Origin of the sequence: Bradyrhizobium retamae (genome assembly GCF_001440415.1) — a bacterium.
In the GTDB taxonomy this organism is placed as follows: domain Bacteria; phylum Pseudomonadota; class Alphaproteobacteria; order Rhizobiales; family Xanthobacteraceae; genus Bradyrhizobium; species Bradyrhizobium retamae.
Genome location: NZ_LLYA01000188.1, coordinates 13541 through 31124, shown reverse-complemented (window position 1 = coordinate 31124; position 17584 = coordinate 13541). Strand labels below are relative to the sequence as shown.

Annotated in this window: 16 protein-coding genes and 1 pseudogene; 11 read left to right on the top strand and 6 right to left on the bottom strand. The window is 63.8% G+C overall.

Annotation, left to right across the window (positions count from 1 at the left end; genetic code table 11):
* Positions 1-48 precede the first annotated feature (48 nt).
* The gene (locus tag CQ13_RS31795; protein ID WP_057846758.1) at positions 49-963 is read right to left on the bottom strand and encodes a DMT family transporter; all 915 of its coding nucleotides are present in this window, start codon (positions 961-963) and stop codon (positions 49-51) included.
* 89 nt (positions 964-1052) lie between these two features.
* On the opposite strand from CQ13_RS31795, the gene CQ13_RS31790 reads away from it, so the two are divergent.
* The 3 genes from CQ13_RS31790 to CQ13_RS31780 all read left to right on the top strand — a co-directional run bounded on the left by CQ13_RS31790 (position 1053) and on the right by CQ13_RS31780 (position 3138).
* Positions 1053-1964, top strand: coding sequence for a LysR family transcriptional regulator (locus tag CQ13_RS31790; protein WP_082637760.1), 912 nt, complete (start codon positions 1053-1055; stop codon positions 1962-1964).
* Between the two features lie 10 nt (positions 1965-1974).
* Positions 1975-2655, top strand: coding sequence for a site-2 protease family protein (locus tag CQ13_RS31785; RefSeq protein ID WP_057846757.1), 681 nt, complete (start codon positions 1975-1977; stop codon positions 2653-2655).
* A 66-nt stretch (positions 2656-2721) separates the two neighbouring features.
* On the top strand, positions 2722-3138 hold the full coding sequence (locus CQ13_RS31780; RefSeq protein ID WP_057846761.1) for a hypothetical protein: 417 nt from the start codon (positions 2722-2724) through the stop codon (positions 3136-3138).
* A 95-nt stretch (positions 3139-3233) separates the two neighbouring features.
* Here the strand turns inward: CQ13_RS31780 and CQ13_RS31775 are convergent, their stop codons facing one another.
* Positions 3234-4145: a helix-turn-helix domain-containing protein gene (locus CQ13_RS31775; protein WP_057846756.1), complete on the bottom strand. Its 912-nt coding sequence runs from the start codon at positions 4143-4145 to the stop codon at positions 3234-3236.
* 184 nt (positions 4146-4329) lie between these two features.
* Here CQ13_RS31775 and CQ13_RS31770 point away from each other — a divergent pair, with 184 nt between their 5' ends.
* From CQ13_RS31770 to CQ13_RS31745, 6 genes are read left to right on the top strand one after another with little or no spacing between them, the layout of a single operon-like run.
* On the top strand, positions 4330-5556 hold the full coding sequence (locus CQ13_RS31770; RefSeq protein WP_057846755.1) for an amino acid ABC transporter substrate-binding protein: 1227 nt from the start codon (positions 4330-4332) through the stop codon (positions 5554-5556).
* Between the two features lie 30 nt (positions 5557-5586).
* A complete protein-coding gene (locus tag CQ13_RS31765) occupies positions 5587-6456 on the top strand; it encodes a branched-chain amino acid ABC transporter permease (RefSeq protein WP_245309453.1) in 870 nt (289 codons plus the stop codon).
* Positions 6453-7397, top strand: coding sequence for a branched-chain amino acid ABC transporter permease (locus tag CQ13_RS31760; RefSeq protein WP_057846754.1), 945 nt, complete (start codon positions 6453-6455; stop codon positions 7395-7397). Before CQ13_RS31765 ends, CQ13_RS31760 begins: the two co-directional genes overlap by 4 nt.
* A complete protein-coding gene (locus CQ13_RS31755; RefSeq protein WP_057846753.1) occupies positions 7394-8143 on the top strand; it encodes an ABC transporter ATP-binding protein in 750 nt (249 codons plus the stop codon). The genes CQ13_RS31760 and CQ13_RS31755 overlap by 4 nt, the downstream gene beginning before the upstream one ends.
* Complete coding sequence (locus tag CQ13_RS31750; protein WP_057846752.1) at positions 8136-8870, top strand: ABC transporter ATP-binding protein; 735 nt, start codon at positions 8136-8138, stop codon at positions 8868-8870. The genes CQ13_RS31755 and CQ13_RS31750 overlap by 8 nt, the downstream gene beginning before the upstream one ends.
* Before the next feature lie 24 nt (positions 8871-8894).
* On the top strand, positions 8895-10346 hold the full coding sequence (locus CQ13_RS31745) for an aldehyde dehydrogenase (RefSeq protein WP_057846751.1): 1452 nt from the start codon (positions 8895-8897) through the stop codon (positions 10344-10346).
* Between the two features lie 20 nt (positions 10347-10366).
* On the opposite strand, the gene CQ13_RS31740 is transcribed toward CQ13_RS31745, so the two are convergent.
* The 4 genes and pseudogenes from CQ13_RS31740 to CQ13_RS41795 form a co-directional block, all read right to left on the bottom strand.
* A complete protein-coding gene (locus tag CQ13_RS31740) occupies positions 10367-11158 on the bottom strand; it encodes a TonB family protein (protein ID WP_057846750.1) in 792 nt (263 codons plus the stop codon).
* Positions 11155-11622: a TonB system transport protein ExbD gene (gene exbD, locus CQ13_RS31735; RefSeq protein ID WP_057846749.1), complete on the bottom strand. Its 468-nt coding sequence runs from the start codon at positions 11620-11622 to the stop codon at positions 11155-11157. Before exbD ends, CQ13_RS31740 begins: the two co-directional genes overlap by 4 nt.
* A 3-nt stretch (positions 11623-11625) precedes the next feature.
* Positions 11626-12585 (bottom strand): tonB-system energizer ExbB, encoded by a 960-nt coding sequence (gene exbB, locus CQ13_RS31730; protein WP_245309451.1) that lies wholly within the window; start codon positions 12583-12585, stop codon positions 11626-11628.
* A gap of 5 nt (positions 12586-12590) precedes the next feature.
* Positions 12591-12895 (bottom strand): annotated as a pseudogene (locus tag CQ13_RS41795) (PKHD-type hydroxylase); the annotation flags it as partial.
* Between the two features lie 356 nt (positions 12896-13251).
* Between CQ13_RS41795 and CQ13_RS31725 the strand changes: the two are divergent.
* Together CQ13_RS31725 and CQ13_RS31720 are read left to right on the top strand one after the other, a co-directional pair.
* Positions 13252-14424, top strand: a complete 1173-nt coding sequence (locus CQ13_RS31725; RefSeq protein WP_057846747.1) for an efflux RND transporter periplasmic adaptor subunit — start codon at positions 13252-13254, stop codon at positions 14422-14424.
* The gene (locus CQ13_RS31720; RefSeq protein WP_057846746.1) at positions 14421-17567 is read left to right on the top strand and encodes a multidrug efflux RND transporter permease subunit; all 3147 of its coding nucleotides are present in this window, start codon (positions 14421-14423) and stop codon (positions 17565-17567) included. Before CQ13_RS31725 ends, CQ13_RS31720 begins: the two co-directional genes overlap by 4 nt.
* Positions 17568-17584: the final 17 nt, after the last annotated feature.

The window sequence follows — 17584 nt, the reverse complement described above, 5'->3', positions numbered from 1 at the left end:
TCCACCTCGCCGCTGCCGTGATAAACTCGCGATGAATCCCAACAGACCCTAGTCCATCGGCACTCGGGACAATCGCGTTGCCGGTGCAGGAGACCGGCCCGAAGTCGTAGCGATCCAGATGCCAGCGAACACCGCGAGGATGCCGGCAACAAGATTCCAGCGGAGCGGTTCGTCCAGCAAGGCCGCGCCAACGAGCGACGCGGTGATCGGATTGACGGTGACCGAGATCGCGACGCGGGTCGGCGTTGTGCGCGCCAACGCGAACGCCCAAAGATAAAACGTCAGCGCGCTGCCGAAGGCACCGAGATATATGGCAGCCAGCCATTGCGGGACCTCGAAAGCTGCGACGGGCGCAAAACTGCCGCGCCAGTATGAGATCAGGACAAGACACGCAGCCCCGACGCCCATGGATACGGTCGTGAAGGGAATTGGCCCGGAGCGAGCAATGAATGGCTTGGACCAGACGCTGTAGAGCGCCATGCACAGGGCCGCGGCGATCATCAGCAAATCGCCGCGCCAGGCCCCCGGCGGCGCGGAAGCAAGGTTGGCTAGAAGCGCCAGAGCGACCCCAAGCGTTGCGATCACGACGCCGATCGACTTGCGTACCGTAAGGGCCTCGCTGCCGAGCGCCGCTCCCACCACCATCGTCAGCAGCGGAAGCGTCGACAAGGCCAGGGCCCCCCGCGCCGCTGTCGTGAAAATCAGAGACGCATTGAACAGGATCGGGAACAGGGCGAAGTACAGCACACCCAACCCGGCGACGCTCAACCAGTCGGGATGCCGCGGCCACTGCGCGCCGTGCAGAAAGGCCACCGCCAACAACAGCAGAAAACCGATGCCAAACCGAAACGAACCGATCGCCAGCGGATCAACCGCATTCACCAGATAGCGCGTTGCCCCGATTGAAGTCCCGCCCAGGCCGCTCGATAGGACTGCCGCCAACACGCCCCATGCCTCGCTCATACACTTTCCCTTCCGGCTTGCGCGCAATGTAGGGAGGGTCTAGTAATCAAGAAATGGAATTTCCGTGATAGAGGAAATAACGTTTAGTTATGAGCGCGCCCGTCCTCGATCCGGATCTCTTGAAGGCTTTCGTGGCGGTGGCCGACAGCCGCTCGTTCACCCGCGCGGCTACCCAACTTAACCGGACCCAGTCTGCCGTAAGCATGCAGATCAAGCGCCTGGAGGAACGCCTCGGCGTCGAGCTGTTCAACCGCACCAAGGCCAATGTCGACTTAAGCGCCGCGGGCGAAGGGCTGCTCGGATACGCGAGGCGTATCCTGACGCTAAACGACGAGGCTATCGGTAAGCTGCGGGAGCGCAAGATCGAAGGCTTTGTGCGCTTGGGCGTGATGGACGACTACGGAACATTGATCGTTCCGCCTGTGCTGGCGAGCTTTGCCGCCTGTTACCCGCTCGTCCATGTCGAGATGGAGATAGGGCTCACCTCTTCCATGCCCGCGCGCCTCGGCAAGGCCTATGACCTCGTCATTGCGATGCACCCGGAGGGACGTGGCGAGGGTGAATTCCTGCGCCGCGAACAGGCTGCCTGGGCAACCGGTGCGTTTCACCCTGTTGAACAGCAAAATCCGTTGCCGCTTGCGCTTTATCCGCAGGGCTGCTTGTTCCGAAAATGGGCAATTGAGGCACTGGATGCCGCCAAGCGGCCCTGGCGGCTGGCTTTCGTCAGCCACAGCCTTGCGGCCGTCGAGTCAGTTGCGGCGCAGGGCCTTGCGGTGACGATCGTAAAGGCAGGTACGTTTCCGCCGAAGCTGCGCCCCTTGTCGGAGCGCGACGGCATGCCACGACTGCCGGCCGCGGACATTTGCCTGCATCGCACCGCGAATCTGTCACGGGCGGGCGCGCTGCTCGCGGACCACTTGCGTTCTACCATCTCAAACCACCTTGATGAGGTTTCGGTGAGGCGTGCAACGCGCGACGCCATTCCGATCGCCTTCAACTGAGCGGAATCTCGTGAACATCTCACTGTACGGCATATCGGTCTGGGTGCTCCCACTCCTCATCGCCATCACCTTCCACGAGGCCGCCCACGCCTTCGTGGCGTATCGGCTCGGGGATAAGACCGCATGGGAGCTTGGCCGGGTCAGCTTCAACCCCTTCAAGCATATCGATCCCTTTGGCACCGTCATTCTCCCCGGCGTTCTGCTGCTGTCGCATTCGCCGTTCGTGTTTGGTTATGCCAAGCCGGTCCCGGTGAATTTCCGGAACCTGAACCATCCCCGGCTCGACATGGTCTGGGTGGCGCTGGCCGGCCCCGCCACCAACATCGCCTTGGCGCTTGTCACGGCGTTGGCCTTCCACGCCCTGCCTCTGGTGCCGGCGGAAGCCGCCAAATGGACGACGGACAACCTCAAAAACGCCTTCCTGATCAATATCGTGCTGGCAATTTTCAACATGATGCCGATTCCGCCGCTGGACGGCGGCCGCGTCGCCGTCGGACTCTTGCCGCGGGTGCTGGCTTACCCGCTGTCGCGGCTGGAACCGTATGGGATGCTGATTTTGATCGGCCTTCTGATCCTGCTTCCTATCGTCGGCGCGCAGCTCGGCCTAAATCTTGATGTTATTTCGGCGATACTGCGGACACTGACCGGTTATGTGATCAACGCGCTTCTCTTCATCACCGGCAACGCTTAAACTTCAAACAGAAACAAACCCACCAGGGAAGAACCGACCCGGACAATGGCGACCAAAGCTGCCGATATGTTGATTGCGCGACGCGCCGACACCCGCGCGAGGGCAGATTTTGCAACATGGAAGATGCTGGCCAAGCTCAACGGCTTCACCGCCCTGCCCGCCGAGGCGCAAAACTTTCTTGAAGGCTACAGGCAGTTGCTCCTTGCGAGGATGAGCGAGGCGGACGCTTCCGAGGCCACCATCCAGCTCATGTACAAGAGCTACTATGCGGAGATGGGCGGCTCCGGAACGCCACCCGAGATTCCGTCGCGTGCGAGCGAGCCGGCCACTGACAGCGGCAAAGTCACCGCTTTCCGCCGCCCGCCTGCCCGGCCAAAACAACAGGCCGCATCCGGCCAAGCGGCAAAACCGCGACTGCCGGTGGCCCTGATTTTCATCTGCCTCGCGATCGTCTACGTCAGCATCCGCTACTTCTGGCGCTGAGCTTCGAGCGAAATGATTGCGTCGGCCGCGCTGGATTGGCGCGGCGACCATGGTGCCGAATCCACCCTGTCCCGTTCGAAGAGAGAGCGCGGCTTTCACGGCCAGGCCGCGTAGGACGGACCGCTGCGTGCGTGCTCCAGTCGGATCTGCCGGCGATAGCTGCCCGGTGATGCGCCGCAATACTTGCGGAAGAAGCGATTGAAATAGGCGGGATCGCGGAAACCCAAGCCATATCCGATCTGCTCGACCGGAAGATCGAGCTGCTGCAGACGCGTACAGGCCTCGCGGACCAGGCGCTCGTGGATGATCGCGCGCGGGCCGCAGTTTTTCTCCCGTTGGCAATGGGCGTGCAGCTTGTCGGATGTGACGCCGAGCGCGTCCGCATAGCGCGCCACCGGCCAGCCGTCGCGGTAATGCAGTTCGACCATTTGCAGGAAATTGCCGACCAGCGCCGGACCGCCGCCACGCGCTGCAACCTCGTGACGCTCATCATGCGAGGCGCTGAGCCGGCAGAGTTGCAGACACAGCAACAGCAGATGTGAGGCGATCAGCGTCGCGCCGCCAAAGCCGGGCGCGCGCAACTCCGCCACGATCGCGCGGCAGGATTCGGCGATCGTGTCGAGATGTGGAGGAAGCGTCTCGCCGGCAACCAGCGCAACGCGCTCAGTGGTTCTGCGCAGATGCAGCGCCTCGGCGCTGCCCGCGATAATCTTGATCAGGAAAGCATCGTCCACCGACAACAGGAAGCCACGCGCGCCGGGACCAACGTGCAGCGCTGCATCGGTGCTGCCCGGCAGCCAGAGCAGCGCCGGCGCTTCGAGCGCGACACCGGTTCCGTGCCATGAAGCCCGGCCGCGGTCCGACTGCAGCAACAAGAGATGCGCCCGGCGCTCCGCCTTCTGACGGATGACCCACGATCGAGCCGCCAGGGCCGCCGAAAAAGCCTCCGCACGTACCGCCAGCGCGACGCCGATCGGCAATCCGTTCAGCCCTGGTGATGCCGACATGCCCAAATCTCTTAAGTAATTCGCTCCTGAGACAATCCGCCGCCAGTGAAGCGGAAGGTTTGCCAGAAAAGTACAATCTTTCCCCGGCTTCGTCCAATTCCAAGCGTCCGGCAACCTCCCCTAACGTCAGGGTGATCACGAGCGCCAGTTCAAGGCGCCGGTCGACGCACCCTGGGAGGACAAGATGACGACATTCCTGACGCGGCGCACCGCCCTACTGGCGGCCGCCACCTGCGCCGCTACGCTCGGCCTGACCGCCGTCGCCGAGGCGCAAACCTCGATCAAGATCGGCTACGCGATTTCGCGCACCGGCCCCAACACCGGAGGCGCCGCGGTCACCACCATCCCCAACTACGAATTGTGGGTGAAGGAGGTAAATGCCGCCGGTGGCATCAAGCTTGGCGACAAGCGGGTCCCGATCGAGGTCGTGCAATATGACGACCGCTCCAATGCCGAAGAAGCGGTGCGCGCGCTCGAGCGGCTGATCAACCAGGACAAGGTCGATTTCATCCTGCCGCCATGGGGCACCGGCCTCAATCTGGCGGTTGGCCCGACGCTCAATCGCGAAGGCTATCCGCACCTCGCCGCCACGGCCGTCACCGATCGCGCGCCCGAGCTCGCCAAGCGCTGGCCCAACAGTTTCTGGCTGCTCGGCACCAGCGCGGACGCCGCAAAATCGCTGGTCGAATTGCTGAACAAATTGCGCGACGAAAAGAAGATCGGCGACACCGTGGCGATGGTCAGCATTGCCGACGGCTTCGGGATCGATCTGTCGTCGGCTGCGCGGCCGGCACTCACCAACGCGAAGTTCAAGCTCGCCTACGACAAGAGCTATCCGATCGGCACGCAGGATCTGGCGCCGATCGTGAATGAGATCAAGGCGCTCAACCCGGATGTCTTTATTGCCTTCAGCTATCCTCCGGATACGCTGGCGCTGACCGAGCAATCGCGCATCGCAGGCCTCAATCCGAAGGTTTTCTATACCGGGGTCGGCACCGCCTTCCCGCTCTATCGGCAAAAATTCGGCAAGAACACCGAAGGCGTGATGGGCATCGGCGGCTGGAGCGGCGACAGTCCGGCGATTAAGGACTATCTCGCCCGCCACAAGGCAGCCGCCGCCAACGGGGCGGAGCCGGACCGCTGGGCGAGTGCGGTCACTTATGCCAGCCTGCAGATGCTGCAGCAGGCGATCGAGCGCGTCGGCAAGATCGACCGCGCCGCCGTGATCAAGGATCTGCAGACCGGCACGTTCGACACCGTGATCGGCAAGGTCAAGCTCGAAAACAACATGCCGACCCGTTACTGGTGGGTCGGCCAGTGGCAGGACGGCGAGTTCTACGGCATCGCACCGGCGAAGAACGAAGGCGCGCGCGCCGCGATCGTTCCGAAGCCGGCGTGGGTGGCGCCGTAACGTCAAGATAGAGACGCGGCCAGCTCGCCAATGACCAACGCCATTCTGACCGGCCTGATGCTGGGCGGCATGTATGCGCTCATCGCCATGGGGCTCACGCTCCAGTACGGCGTTGCGCGCATCATGAACCTCTCTTACGGCGAGTTCCTGATCGCCGCCGCCTTTGCATCGCACTGGCTGTTCACGGGCTGGGCGATCAGTCCGTTTGTCGGACTGGCGCTGGTCGTTCCCCTCGCCTTCGTGCTGAACTTTGCAATCTACAAATTGCTGCTGACGCCGTTGGTGCGACGCGCGCCCAACCGAGACGCGCTCGAGGTCGACAGCATTCTCGCAACCTTTGGCCTCACCTTCGTCATTCAGGGCTTGATGCTCGCCCTGTTCGGCGGCGCCTACTACAGCTATTCGTTCCTCGCCTTCCCGGTGCAGTTTCTCGGCGAGACGGTCGCGGCCAATCGCCTCGCCGCGCTCGGTATCACCATCCTGCTCGGTCTGGCGCTGTATGCCGCGCTGACGCGGACCCGCGCCGGCACGGCGGTACGCGCCGTCGCCGTCGATCCTTTTGCCGCCCAGCTTGTCGCCATCAATGTGCCGCAGGCCTCCGCCCTGACATTTGCATTGGGTGGCGCGCTGGTCGCCGCCGCTGGCGTCTTGGTCAGCACCTTTCTCACCTTCAGCGCGTCATCCGGCGTCGTCTTCACGATGAAGGCCTTGATCGTCGTCGTGATGGGCGGCGTCGGCAACATGCTGGGCTGCCTGGTCGCTGGCTTGGCGCTTGGTCTCAGCGAGGCGCTGGTTGCCTCCTATGTCGATCCCGGGCTCACGCTTGCAGTCAATTTCGCACTGTTTCTCGCCGTGCTGCTGGTGAAGCCCGCCGGCCTGTTTGGCAGGGCGACGCGATGAGCGCGCGTATCGCCGGCTTCGGTGCCACAGCGCTCGCAGCGCTTGCGCTGCTGGCGCTCGTTCCGCGCCTCGGCAATGCCTACTACCTCGCGCTCGCCATCAGTCTTTTGCAATACACCGTGCTGGCGACGGCCTGGGGCATGTTCTCTGGGCCCACCCGCTACGTCTCTTTGGCAACCACCGCCTTCTTCGGTGTCGGCGCCTATACCGTTGCCGTGCTCGGCGAGATCTTGCCATGGCCGCTCGTGCTGCTGACCGCAGCGGCGCTCGGCGCCATTGTGGCTGGCATCGTCGGGCTCTCGACGCTGCGCTTGAGCGGCGTGTATTTCGTCATCTTCACCTTTGGATTGACCGAACTGATCCGCCAGCTTGTGGTCTGGTTCGAGGTCAACAAGTCGCGCGTGCTCGGGCGCTATGTCTTCGTCGACATCACGCAGGCCGATATTTACTGGCAATTGCTGGCGCTGACCGCCGCGGTATTCCTGCTGGGCTGGCTGATCGCGCGCTCGCGCCTCGGCTTTGCGCTGCGGGTAATCGGCGAAGACGAGACCGTCGCAAAACATTGCGGAATCAATACTACCTTTGCCAAGGTCGCCCTGTTCACGATCAGCGCGACGGTCATGACGCTGGTCGGCGCGATCATGGCGCCGCGCTGGACCTATATCGAGCCGTCGATCGCCTTCAATTCGATGATCTCGTTTCAGGTGCTGATCATGGCGCTGCTCGGCGGCGCGCACCGGCTGTGGGGGCCGGTACTTGGCGCCGTGCCGCTGACGCTACTGTTCGAACTGCTGAGTGCGCGCTTTCCGAACACGTTCACCATCATCCTCGGCTGCATCTTCCTGCTGATCGTCTACATGCTGCCGAGGGGCGTCGCGGGATTGTTCGAGAAGCTGTCGACGACGGCGGGCGGCAAAGCCAGACAACGGGCAAACGCATGAGCCAGGGCAGCGAAACACCCGTGCTGACGATCAGTGGGTTGCGGCGCGCGTTCGGCGGGCTCGTCGCGGTCAACGACCTCGACTTTACGGTCGCCAAGGGCGAAATCATGGGCCTGCTCGGCCCCAACGGTTCGGGCAAGACGACGGCGCTCAACCTGATCTCGGGCGTGCTGCGCCCCGATGCCGGCATCATCCGCCTGATGGGCCAGAACATCGCGGGCCTTGCGTCGTACCGGATCGCGCGGCTCGGATTGGCGCGGACATTCCAGCTCGTCCGCGTGCTCGACGGCATGGATTGCCGCGAGAACATCAAGGCGGGGTTGGCGTTCCAGAGACCGCATCTGCCCGCCTCCGGGGCAGAACTGCGGATCGACACGCTGCTCGACCGCGTCGGTCTTGCCGGGCACGACCGGCGCCCGGCCGCCGACCTGACCTATATCGACCGCAAGCGCCTGGAACTCGCACGCGCCCTCGCGGCAAAGCCGCGACTGCTGCTGCTCGACGAATGGCTCGCCGGCCTCAATCCATCCGAGCTTGCGATCGGCATCGACCTGATCCGATCATTGCGGGCTGACGGAATCACCATCGTGCTCGTCGAGCATGTGATGAGCGCGGTTCGCGCGCTGTGCGACCGCTGCATCGTCATGAGCAGCGGCCGCAAGATCGCCGAAGGCGCCACCGTGGACGTGCTGAGCGATGCGGCCGTCGTGAAGGCCTATCTTGGCGGGGTAGCCGCCGATGCTTGAGGTCAAAAATCTCAGCCTCGCTTATGGCCTGCATCGGGCGCTCGACGGCGTCACCCTCAGCGTCGACCGCCGTGAGATCGTAACGATCCTGGGCGCCAATGGCGCCGGCAAGACTTCGCTCCTGAAAGCCATCGCAGGCGTCGTGCGTACGCTTCCCGGCAAGCAGGTGCGCCTCGGCGGCCGCGATATCTCCGCGCTTGCCGCCCACGACATCGTCGAAAGCGGGCTGGCACTGGTTCCGGAAGGCCGCGGCATCTTTGGCGACCTCACGGTGAAGGAAAATCTTCTGCTCGGCGCCAACCCGAAGCGCGCCCGCGAGGGCGAAGCGACGCGGCGCGAGCAGGTGCTTGCGCTGTTTCCGCGCCTGCGCGAACGCGCCGCCCAGATCGCGCGCACCATGAGCGGCGGCGAACAGCAGATGCTCGCCATCGGCCGCGCGCTGATGTCCAATCCCGATATCCTGCTCCTTGATGAGCCGTCGCTTGGGCTCTCGCCCGCCATGGTGCAGGAGTTGTTCGCCACCTTGCTGCGGGTGCGCGAGGCCGGTGTCGGGCTTCTGCTCGTCGAACAGAACGCGCAGGAGAGCCTGCGGATCGCCGATCGCGGCTATGTGCTCGAGAACGGCGTGATCGTCGGACACGGCACTGCCGACCAGTTGAAAGCCGATCCCGCCGTCCAGCGTGCCTATCTCGGCGGCGTGCCGCCGGCCACCGCATCATCATCGTAACGCCACGCGTGAGGAGAGAAAGCCATGTACGAAATTTCGCTGCTGCTCGACAGCAAGGATGTCCCGGCATCGAACGGCGCGACGTTCGATCGCCTCAACCCGGTCACCGGCGATCTCGCAAGCCGCGCCGCGGCAGCCCAGATCGCGGATGCGAAGCGCGCCGCCGACACTGCGGCTGCCGCTTTCCCCGCATGGTCCTCTACCGGTCCGAACGCAAGGCGTGCGATCCTGTTGAAGGCTGCCGATCTTCTGGCATCGAAGGCACCCCAGTTCATCGAGTTGATGGCGGCGGAGACCGGCGCGACGGCCGGCTGGGCCGGCTTCAATGTTCACTTAGCCGCCGGCATGCTGCGCGAAGCGGCGGCCATCACCACGCAGATTTCGGGCGAAGTCATCCCCTCCGACAAGCCGGGCTGTATCGCGATGGCGGTACGCCAACCCGCCGGCGTCGTGCTGAGCATGGCACCGTGGAACGCGCCGGTTATTCTCGGCGTTCGCGCCATCGCCCTGCCGCTTACCTGCGGCAATACCGTGGTGCTGAAGGCCTCCGAAATCTGCCCGGGCACCCACCGGCTGATCGCCGAGTGCCTGCGCGATGCCGGACTGCCGCCGGGCGTCCTCAACGTCATCACCAACGCGCCGGAAGATGCCCCTGCGCTGATCGAAATGCTGATCGGCCATCCTGCCGTGCGGCGCGTCAATTTTACCGGCTCGACGCGCGTCGGCCGCATCATCGCGCAGGTGGCAGCCAAATATCTCAAGCCGGCCCTGCTCGAACTCGGCGGCAAGGCGCCGATGATCGTGCTCGACGATGCCGACATCGATGCCGCCGTTGCCGCAGCAGCGTTCGGCGCCTTCATGAACCAGGGCCAGATCTGCATGTCGACCGAGCGCCTCGTCGTCGACGAGAAGATTGCCGATGCCTTCGTAACGAAACTCGCGGCGAAAGCCGGATCGCTTGTCGCCGGCGATCCGCGCAAGGGTAACGCGCCGCTGGGATCGCTGATCGGCACCGATGCCGCGGCCCGCATCCAGGCCTTGATCAACGACGCCGTCAGCAAAGGCGCCAAGGTGGTCGCAGGCGGGCGCAGCGAGGGCACGCTGATGTCGGCGACGGTGATCGACGGCGTCAACTCGTCGATGCGGATTTACGGCGAGGAGTCGTTCGGTCCGGTGGTCTGCGTCGTGCGCGTCAACGGCGTGGACGAAGCCGTCCGCGTCGCCAATGACACCGAATACGGGTTATCGGCAGCGGTATTCGGACGCGACATCGCGCGCGCGTTCGAGGTCGCCAAGCGCATCGATTCCGGCATCTGTCACGTCAATGGGCCCACCGTTCACGACGAGGCGCAGATGCCGTTCGGCGGCGTCAAGGCGTCGGGCTATGGCCGCTTCGGCGGCAAGGCCGGCATCGCCGAATTCACCGAGTTGCGCTGGATCACGATCGAGACCGGGCCGCAGCATTATCCGATCTAGCGTGGCGGGAGTGCGGGGCGTTAGCTCTTGTTCTTGACGCGGAAGATCACCGGTAGTGTGAATGTCAGGCCTTCGTCGGCGACGACAGGCGGCGGCATCGGCACCGGATCGGAGCGGCGCACCATCGCCAGCGCCGCCTCGTCGAAGGCCGGATCGCCCGATCCCTTTTCGATATCGGTCGAGAGCACCCGGCCCATGCGGTCGAGCGTGAAGCGAACCTGGATCTCGGCGGATTTTTGCTTCCGTTCCTTCGGGTAACGTTTGTGCTTGTCGAGATGCGCGACCAGCTCCTTCTGCCAGGTCGCGCGCACGCGGCGTGCGCTCTCGCCGGTGCCGATCACCGGTGCGATGGAACGCTGCCCTTCCGGAATGGCCTCGGAGCTCGGCGTCGCGGTCGCCTCGGAGGCAACCGACTCGGTTGACGCCTGCGTCTGCACCGCCGCGATCTTCGGATCGTCCTCTTCCGGCTTCTTCGACTCGTTCTCCGTCACCACCCGGTCGGCCTCTTCAGGCTCCGTCGGCTTGTCCTGCGGCAGCTCGGTTTCCTTGACCTCGGCCTTCTGCTCGGCGAGCTGCGGCGACGCCGCGGAAGCATCGGTATCCGGACCCGGCGGCAGATCGGTCACCTCGCGGTGAACGGAGGCCATTTCGAGCCCGATCTCGATCGCCGACGCGCCGAGGGCGTCATCGGCTTCTTCGGTCTGCAAATGCGCGATCGCCAGCGCCGCGCCGCCAATGTGGAGCGCGAGCGCAATCACCGCGGCCGAAATCCAGAGCCGCCGCGAAGGCTTTTGCTCGTCGAGGCCGGTCAAGGCTTTGCCGGCGCCGCTTGCGCCGCTGCTGCTTCGGGAACGCCTTCGAGCGCCACCAGCTTGATTTTGGAATAGCCGCCGGCGCGCAGGATTTCGAGCACGTCCATCAATTCGCCATAGGGCACGGCGCGGTCAGCGCGCAGGAAGACGTGGCGCTCCTTGCTGCTGTCCGGCATCGCATCGAGCGAGCGCACCAAGTCGACGCGCTTAACCATGTTCTCACCGATCGCCACCGAGAGATCCGGCTTGATGCTGACGTAGGTCGGCTTATCCGGCTTCTTCTGCGGGGTTGCGGTCGATGTCGGCAAATCGATCGGCAGGTCGACGGTCGACAGGGGCGCCGCAACCATGAAGATGATCAAGAGAACCAGAACGACGTCGATGAACGGCGTGACGTTGATCTCGTGCGATTCCGCGAAATCGCTGTCGTCATCGAGGTCGTGTTCTGCGATTGACGCGCCCATCGCCTACTCCGCCGCCGCCGCCGCGCGGGCATGCGAGCCGCCGAGCGAACTGACGTGGGTACGATCGAGGTCGCGCGACAGCAGCCGTCCCGCGGCGCCCGATGCACGACTGACCAGTTCCATGTAGCCCTTGGTCACCCGCGAAAAGTGATTGTAGATGATGACGGCCGGGATCGCAGCGACCAGACCGATTGCGGTGGCAAGCAGCGCCTCGGCGATACCGGGCGCCACCACGGCGAGGTTCGTGGTCTGCGATTTCGAAATGCCGATAAAGCTGTTCATGATGCCCCAGACCGTGCCGAACAGTCCGACGAAGGGCGACGTCGCGCCGATGGTTGCCAGCAGCCCCATGCCGAGCCGGATCCGACGCGCCTCGGCGCGCACGATTTCCGAAAAGCTCGACGCGGCGCGCTCCTTGATGCCGGCGTCGCTGGAGATGCCTGCCGACAGACGCGCCTCGCGCATAGCTGCCGCGAGCAAGGACGACAGCACGCTCCCCTTGGAACCCAGCGCGAATTGCGCTTCCGCCAGTGACCTCGCGTCGGAGATATTGGCAAGCGCCCGGCGCACTTTGCGCTGAACGACGGTGAGCTCGATCATCTTGGCGATGAAGATGGTCCAGGTCACCAGCGAGGCAAAGGCGAGACCGATCATGACCGCCTTGACCACCACGTCGGCCGACATGAACATCGACCAGGGCGACAATTCGCGAAGTTCAGCGGCAGCCGACTTCAGCGATTTGCTCTCGCGTTCCGCAGGCGCCGCGGCTGAATCCGAAGGTGCGGCCGGCGCAGCCGCCGGCTGGGGCGACGTGGCCGGGACCTGCGATACGGCGGGCGCCTGCTGGGCCGCAGGTGCGGACGGCGCCGCAGGAAGCGTGCCCTGCTGAGCCGACGACGGCGCTGCCAGCAACATCGCCAGCGCCGACATCACCGCAAATAGCATAACGCGAAAAAGAGACATGTTGTTCATACTTCGGCCCAGTAGCGGATCAGGTTGTAATAGATACCGGTCAATTTGACCGTTTCGGGGTCGTCTCGCCCAGGCCGCTCCACCAGGGCCTGGATCGAGGTGTCGAGATCGAAGATCAGGCTGCGGGCGTAGGCATCCCGTACCATGCTCTGGAGCCTGAAAAAAGACGCCACGCGCACCCGGTGCGACCAGATGCAACTGGACGCAGGACTAAGGCACGGGCCACGAGCTTGATCTGGTGGGAACCGTGGAGGTCCGCGACCACCAGCTCGCCGCCGTCGCATTCATCCGGCTCCGACAGGACGTGCCGCTTAATCAGCTCGCAGCAACCGACCGGCGGCAGGACAAATCCTGCACCGTAGGTACCGAGCGAAACTTTCGGGGTCAACGCGATTGGGGCGTGACGTCGCTTGAATCCATCCAGATCAAAACGATTCTAATTTTGGTCCAAAGTCGTTCGACAGTCGGTGATGCGAATGAGATTCGAGCCACCCGGTCGTCATGCTGTCCTCACGCGTGCGCTGCCGCAACCTTTCCAATTGTTTAGGATTCTCAAGCGCTCGTGCGTGTACCCCCCGAGGGCGCCGAGACAATATCTGTCTCCGCAGGGAACCGTTCTGGGTGCCATTGCCTGTTTTCCGAAACAAGTAGGTCGGCATGTCGAGATCACGCACCATCCGTTGGGTCCTGTTGGTCGCAGCGATTGCCGGGCTGGGCTATTTGGGCTGGCAGCGATTCCACGGCGAGGAACACCCGGCGCAGGCTGACGCCGGGAAGCGCGCACCGGCACGCGTCGCCGTCCCCGTCAAGACTGCCCCGGTCGAGAAGGCCGATTTTCCGGTCTATCTGACCGGGCTCGGCACCGTGCAAGGTTTCAACACCGTCGTCGTGCGCAGCCGCGTCGACGGCCAGATCAACAGGATCACCTTTCAGGAGGGCCAGTTCGTTAAGGAGGGCGATACCCTGGTCGAGATTGACCCGCGCCCATTCCAGGCAGCGCTCGATCAGGCCAAGGCCAAGAAGGCGCAGGACGCAGCCAATCTCGCCAATGCCAGTCTCGACCTGCAGCGCTCTACCAGGCTCGGGGAATTCGCGACCCGGCAGCAGACCGATACGCAGCGCTCAACCGTCGCGCAATTGACGGCGCAGGTTGAGGCTGACACGGCAGCGATCTCAAACGCCCAAACCCAGCTTGATTACGCCACCGTCAAGGCACCGATTTCCGGTATCGCCGGGCTGCGCCAGGTCGATGTCGGCAATATCGTCAACGCCGCAACACAGACCGGCATCGTCACCATTGCCCAGATCGAGCCGATCGCGGTGATCTTTACCGCGCCGGAGGACCAGTTGCCGGATATCAGGGCGGCGCTAGCCGCCGCTCCCCCGAAAGTCATCGCGCTCTCTACCGACGGCAAGCGCGCGCTTTCCACCGGCACGCTCTCGCTGATCAACAACCAGGTCGACACATCGAGCGGGACGATCAGGCTCAAGGCGGTATTCGACAACAAGGATCACGCGCTGTGGCCCGGCCAGTCGGTTTCGACGCGGCTGCTCGTTGCGACGCTGAAAGACGCCACCGTGATTCCGGATGACGCTGTTCAGCATGGCGCCGATGGTCTCTACGCCTACGCGGTCAACCAGGACAACAAGGCCGAGCTCCGCAAGATCAAGGTGACGCGCTCGATCGACGGCCGCTCGGTGGTCGATGAGGGACTTTCGCTCGGCGAGCAGGTGATCACGGCAGGTCAATTCAAGGTTCAGCCCGGCTCGCTCGTGACTACGGCGGTCGCCAGTTCCGATCCGGCCCAAGCCAAGGTTGCCCAGGAATGAGCGGCGGAATCTCCGCGCCCTTCATTCGCTACCCAATCGGCACGTCGCTGATGATGGCCGGCATCATGTTCATCGGCCTCGTCGCCTACCCGCTGTTGCCCGTCGCCCCCCTGCCGCAAGTCGACTTCCCGACCATCCAGGTCACCGCCAACCTGCCGGGCGGCAGCCCGGAAACCATGGCCTCATCAGTGGCGCAGCCGCTTGAGCGCCAGTTCGCGCAGATTCCAGGCGTCGCGCAGATGACGTCTACGAGCTATCTCGGCACGACCGCAGTCAACATCCAGTTCGATCTCAACCGCTCGATCGACGCGGCCGCCAACGACGTGCAGGCCGCGATCAATGCGGCCGGCGGCCAGTTGCCGAAAAACCTCCCCTCGCCTCCGACCTATCGCAAGGTCAACCCGGCCGACTCGCCGATCCTGATCCTGTCGGCGACTTCGGACACACTGCCGCTCACGACCGTCAGCGACTCCGTTGATGCCCAGCTCGCGCAGCAGATCAGCCAGATCTCAGGCGTCGCCCAGGTCATCATTGGCGGCCAGCAGAAGCCGGCGATCCGCATTCAGATCGACCCGGCGAAACTCGTCGCCAAGGGCCTGTCGCTGGAGGACGTGCGCAGCCAGATCGCGATCACGACCGTTGACAGCCCGAAGGGAAGCATCGACGGCGAGCGGCGTGCTTACACCATTTACGCCAATGATCAGCTAACGGATTCCAAGGACTGGAACGACGTCATTATCGCTTATCGTAATGGCGGTCCGTTGCGGATCCGCGATATCGGCCAGGCTGTCACTGGCCCGGAGGACGCCAAGCAGGCGGCCTGGGCCAACGGCAAGCGCGGCGTGTTCCTGGTCGTGTTCAAGCAGCCTGGCGCCAACGTCATCGAGACCGTGGACCAGATCAAGGGAACGCTGCCCCGGCTGCTCGCCGCGCTCCCGCCGGCCGTCAAGGTCGAGGTAATGAGTGATCGCACCATGACGATTCGGGCTGCGGTCGAGGACGTCCAATTCACCATGATGTTGACCATCGCGCTGGTCGTGATGGTCATCTTCATCTTCCTGCGCAGCTTCTGGGCAACGGTAATCCCGGCCGTGACAGTGCCGCTGGCGCTGCTCGGCGCCTGCGCGCTGATGTGGGTGTGCGACTATTCGCTCGACAATCTCTCGCTGATGGCGCTCACGATTGCCGTCGGCTTCGTGGTCGACGACGCCATCGTGATGCTGGAAAACATCACGCGCTACATCGAGCAAGGCGAAAAGCCGATGGCGGCTGCCTTCAAGGGCGCCAGCGAAATCGGCTTCACCATCGTCTCGATCAGCATCTCGTTGATCGCGGTGCTGATTCCGCTGTTGCTGATGGGCGGCATCATCGGGCGGCTGTTCCGCGAATTCGCGGTTGTACTGGCAATGACCATCTTCGTGTCGATGATCGTGTCGCTGACGCTGACGCCGATGATGGCCTCGCGCTTCCTGCGCGGGCACGGCGAGGTCAGGCACGGCCGGGTCTATCAATGGAGCGAGCGCGGCTTCGACGCAATGCTGCGCGCCTACGAGCGCGGTCTCGACCTCGCGCTGCGCTGGAAGTTGACGACGCTGATGATCTTCTTCGCCACGCTCGGTCTGTCGGTCTATCTGTTCGTGATCATCCCGAAGGGCTTCTTCCCGCAGCAGGACAATGGCCTGATCACCGCCACTTCGGAAGCCAGCCAGGATATCTCCTTCGCCGACATGAAGCGGCGCCAGGAGGCACTTGGAAAGATCGTGCAGGCCGACCCCGATGTGGCCTCCGTCGCAATGGTGATCGGCGGCACCGGACGCGCTGGCAATAACGGCAATCTCTACATCACACTGAAGCCGCGCGACGAGCGCAAGGCATCCGCGCAGCAGATCATCGCTCGCCTGCGCCCGCAACTCGAGAAAGTCGAGGGCGCCCGCCTCTATATGCAGGCGGCGCAGGACGTGCGGCTCGGCGGCCGGCCGACGCGAACCCAGTTCGAGTTCACGCTGCAGGACGCCAATTTGGCCGAGCTGAACGAATGGGCGCCAAAAATCCTGGCCAAGATGCAGACGCTGCCGCAGCTTCGCGATGTTGCGACCGACCAGCAGACCAACGGCACCACGCTCGAGCTGAAAATCAACCGCGACACCGCCGCGCGTTACGGCATCCAGCCGCAACTGATCGACGACACGCTGTATGACGCGTTCGGCCAGCGCCAGGTCACGCAGTACTTTACGCAGCTCAACACCTACAAGGTGGTGCTCGAAGTGCTGCCGGAATTGCAGGGCAGCCTCGACACCCTGAACAAGATCTACCTGAAATCGCCAACTACCGGCGACCAGGTACCGCTTTCGACCTTTGCCACCTGGACCAGCGTGCCGGTACGACCGCTGTCGATCAGCCATCAGGGCCAATTCCCGGCCACCACGATCAGCTTCAATCTCGCGCAGGGCGTAGCACTGGGCCAGGCGACCAACGCGATTCAACAAGCGATGATCGAGCTTGGCGCGCCGACGACGCTCAATTCGAGCTTCCAGGGCACGGCGCAGGCATTCCAGCAATCGCTCGGCACCGTGCCGCTGTTGATCCTCGCAGCGCTCGTGGTGGTGTACCTGATCCTCGGCATTCTCTACGAAAGCTACATCCACCCGCTCACGATTCTATCCACGCTGCCGTCCGCCGGCGTCGGTGCGCTCGCCATCCTGATGCTGTTCGGATTCGATTTCAGCTTGATTGCCCTGATTGGGATCGTGCTTCTGATCGGCATCGTGAAGAAGAACGGCATCATGATGGTCGACTTCGCGATCACGGCCGAACGCGACGAGCAGCTCGAGCCCGAAGCCGCGATCCGGAAGGCGGCGCTATTGCGATTCCGCCCCATCATGATGACGACGATGGCGGCGATGCTCGGTGGGGTGCCGCTGATGCTCGGCACCGGCACGGGATCGGAAATTCGTCAGCCGCTCGGTTATGCCATGGTCGGCGGCCTGCTCGTCAGCCAGGCGCTGACGCTGTTCACGACGCCGGTGGTCTATCTCTATCTCGACCGGCTTTCGAACGCGTTTGCCCGCTGGAGCCGTTCGACCGGTTCGCACCATGATGAGCATCCGGACGCACACGGCTCGGTCAAGCAAGCGGCCGAATGACTTGACTTTGCCCGGCA

Excerpts from the sequence above, each read along its gene's own strand:
- CQ13_RS31780 (WP_057846761.1), top strand. The coding sequence starts at position 2,722 with ATGTTGATTGCGCGACGCGCCGACACCCGCGCGAGGGCAGATTTTGCA.
- CQ13_RS31775 (WP_057846756.1), bottom strand. The coding sequence starts at position 4,145 with ATGTCGGCATCACCAGGGCTGAACGGATTGCCGATCGGCGTCGCGCTG.
- CQ13_RS31790 (WP_082637760.1), top strand. The coding sequence starts at position 1,053 with ATGAGCGCGCCCGTCCTCGATCCGGATCTCTTGAAGGCTTTCGTGGCG.
- CQ13_RS31720 (WP_057846746.1), top strand. The coding sequence starts at position 14,421 with ATGAGCGGCGGAATCTCCGCGCCCTTCATTCGCTACCCAATCGGCACG.
- CQ13_RS31765 (WP_245309453.1), top strand. The coding sequence starts at position 5,587 with ATGACCAACGCCATTCTGACCGGCCTGATGCTGGGCGGCATGTATGCG.
- exbD (WP_057846749.1), bottom strand. The coding sequence starts at position 11,622 with ATGGGCGCGTCAATCGCAGAACACGACCTCGATGACGACAGCGATTTC.
- CQ13_RS31725 (WP_057846747.1), top strand. The coding sequence starts at position 13,252 with ATGTCGAGATCACGCACCATCCGTTGGGTCCTGTTGGTCGCAGCGATT.
- CQ13_RS31745 (WP_057846751.1), top strand. The coding sequence starts at position 8,895 with ATGTACGAAATTTCGCTGCTGCTCGACAGCAAGGATGTCCCGGCATCG.
- CQ13_RS31750 (WP_057846752.1), top strand. The coding sequence starts at position 8,136 with ATGCTTGAGGTCAAAAATCTCAGCCTCGCTTATGGCCTGCATCGGGCG.
- exbB (WP_245309451.1), bottom strand. The coding sequence starts at position 12,585 with ATGTCTCTTTTTCGCGTTATGCTATTTGCGGTGATGTCGGCGCTGGCG.
- CQ13_RS31755 (WP_057846753.1), top strand. The coding sequence starts at position 7,394 with ATGAGCCAGGGCAGCGAAACACCCGTGCTGACGATCAGTGGGTTGCGG.
- CQ13_RS31770 (WP_057846755.1), top strand. The coding sequence starts at position 4,330 with ATGACGACATTCCTGACGCGGCGCACCGCCCTACTGGCGGCCGCCACC.
- CQ13_RS31795 (WP_057846758.1), bottom strand. The coding sequence starts at position 963 with ATGAGCGAGGCATGGGGCGTGTTGGCGGCAGTCCTATCGAGCGGCCTG.
- CQ13_RS31760 (WP_057846754.1), top strand. The coding sequence starts at position 6,453 with ATGAGCGCGCGTATCGCCGGCTTCGGTGCCACAGCGCTCGCAGCGCTT.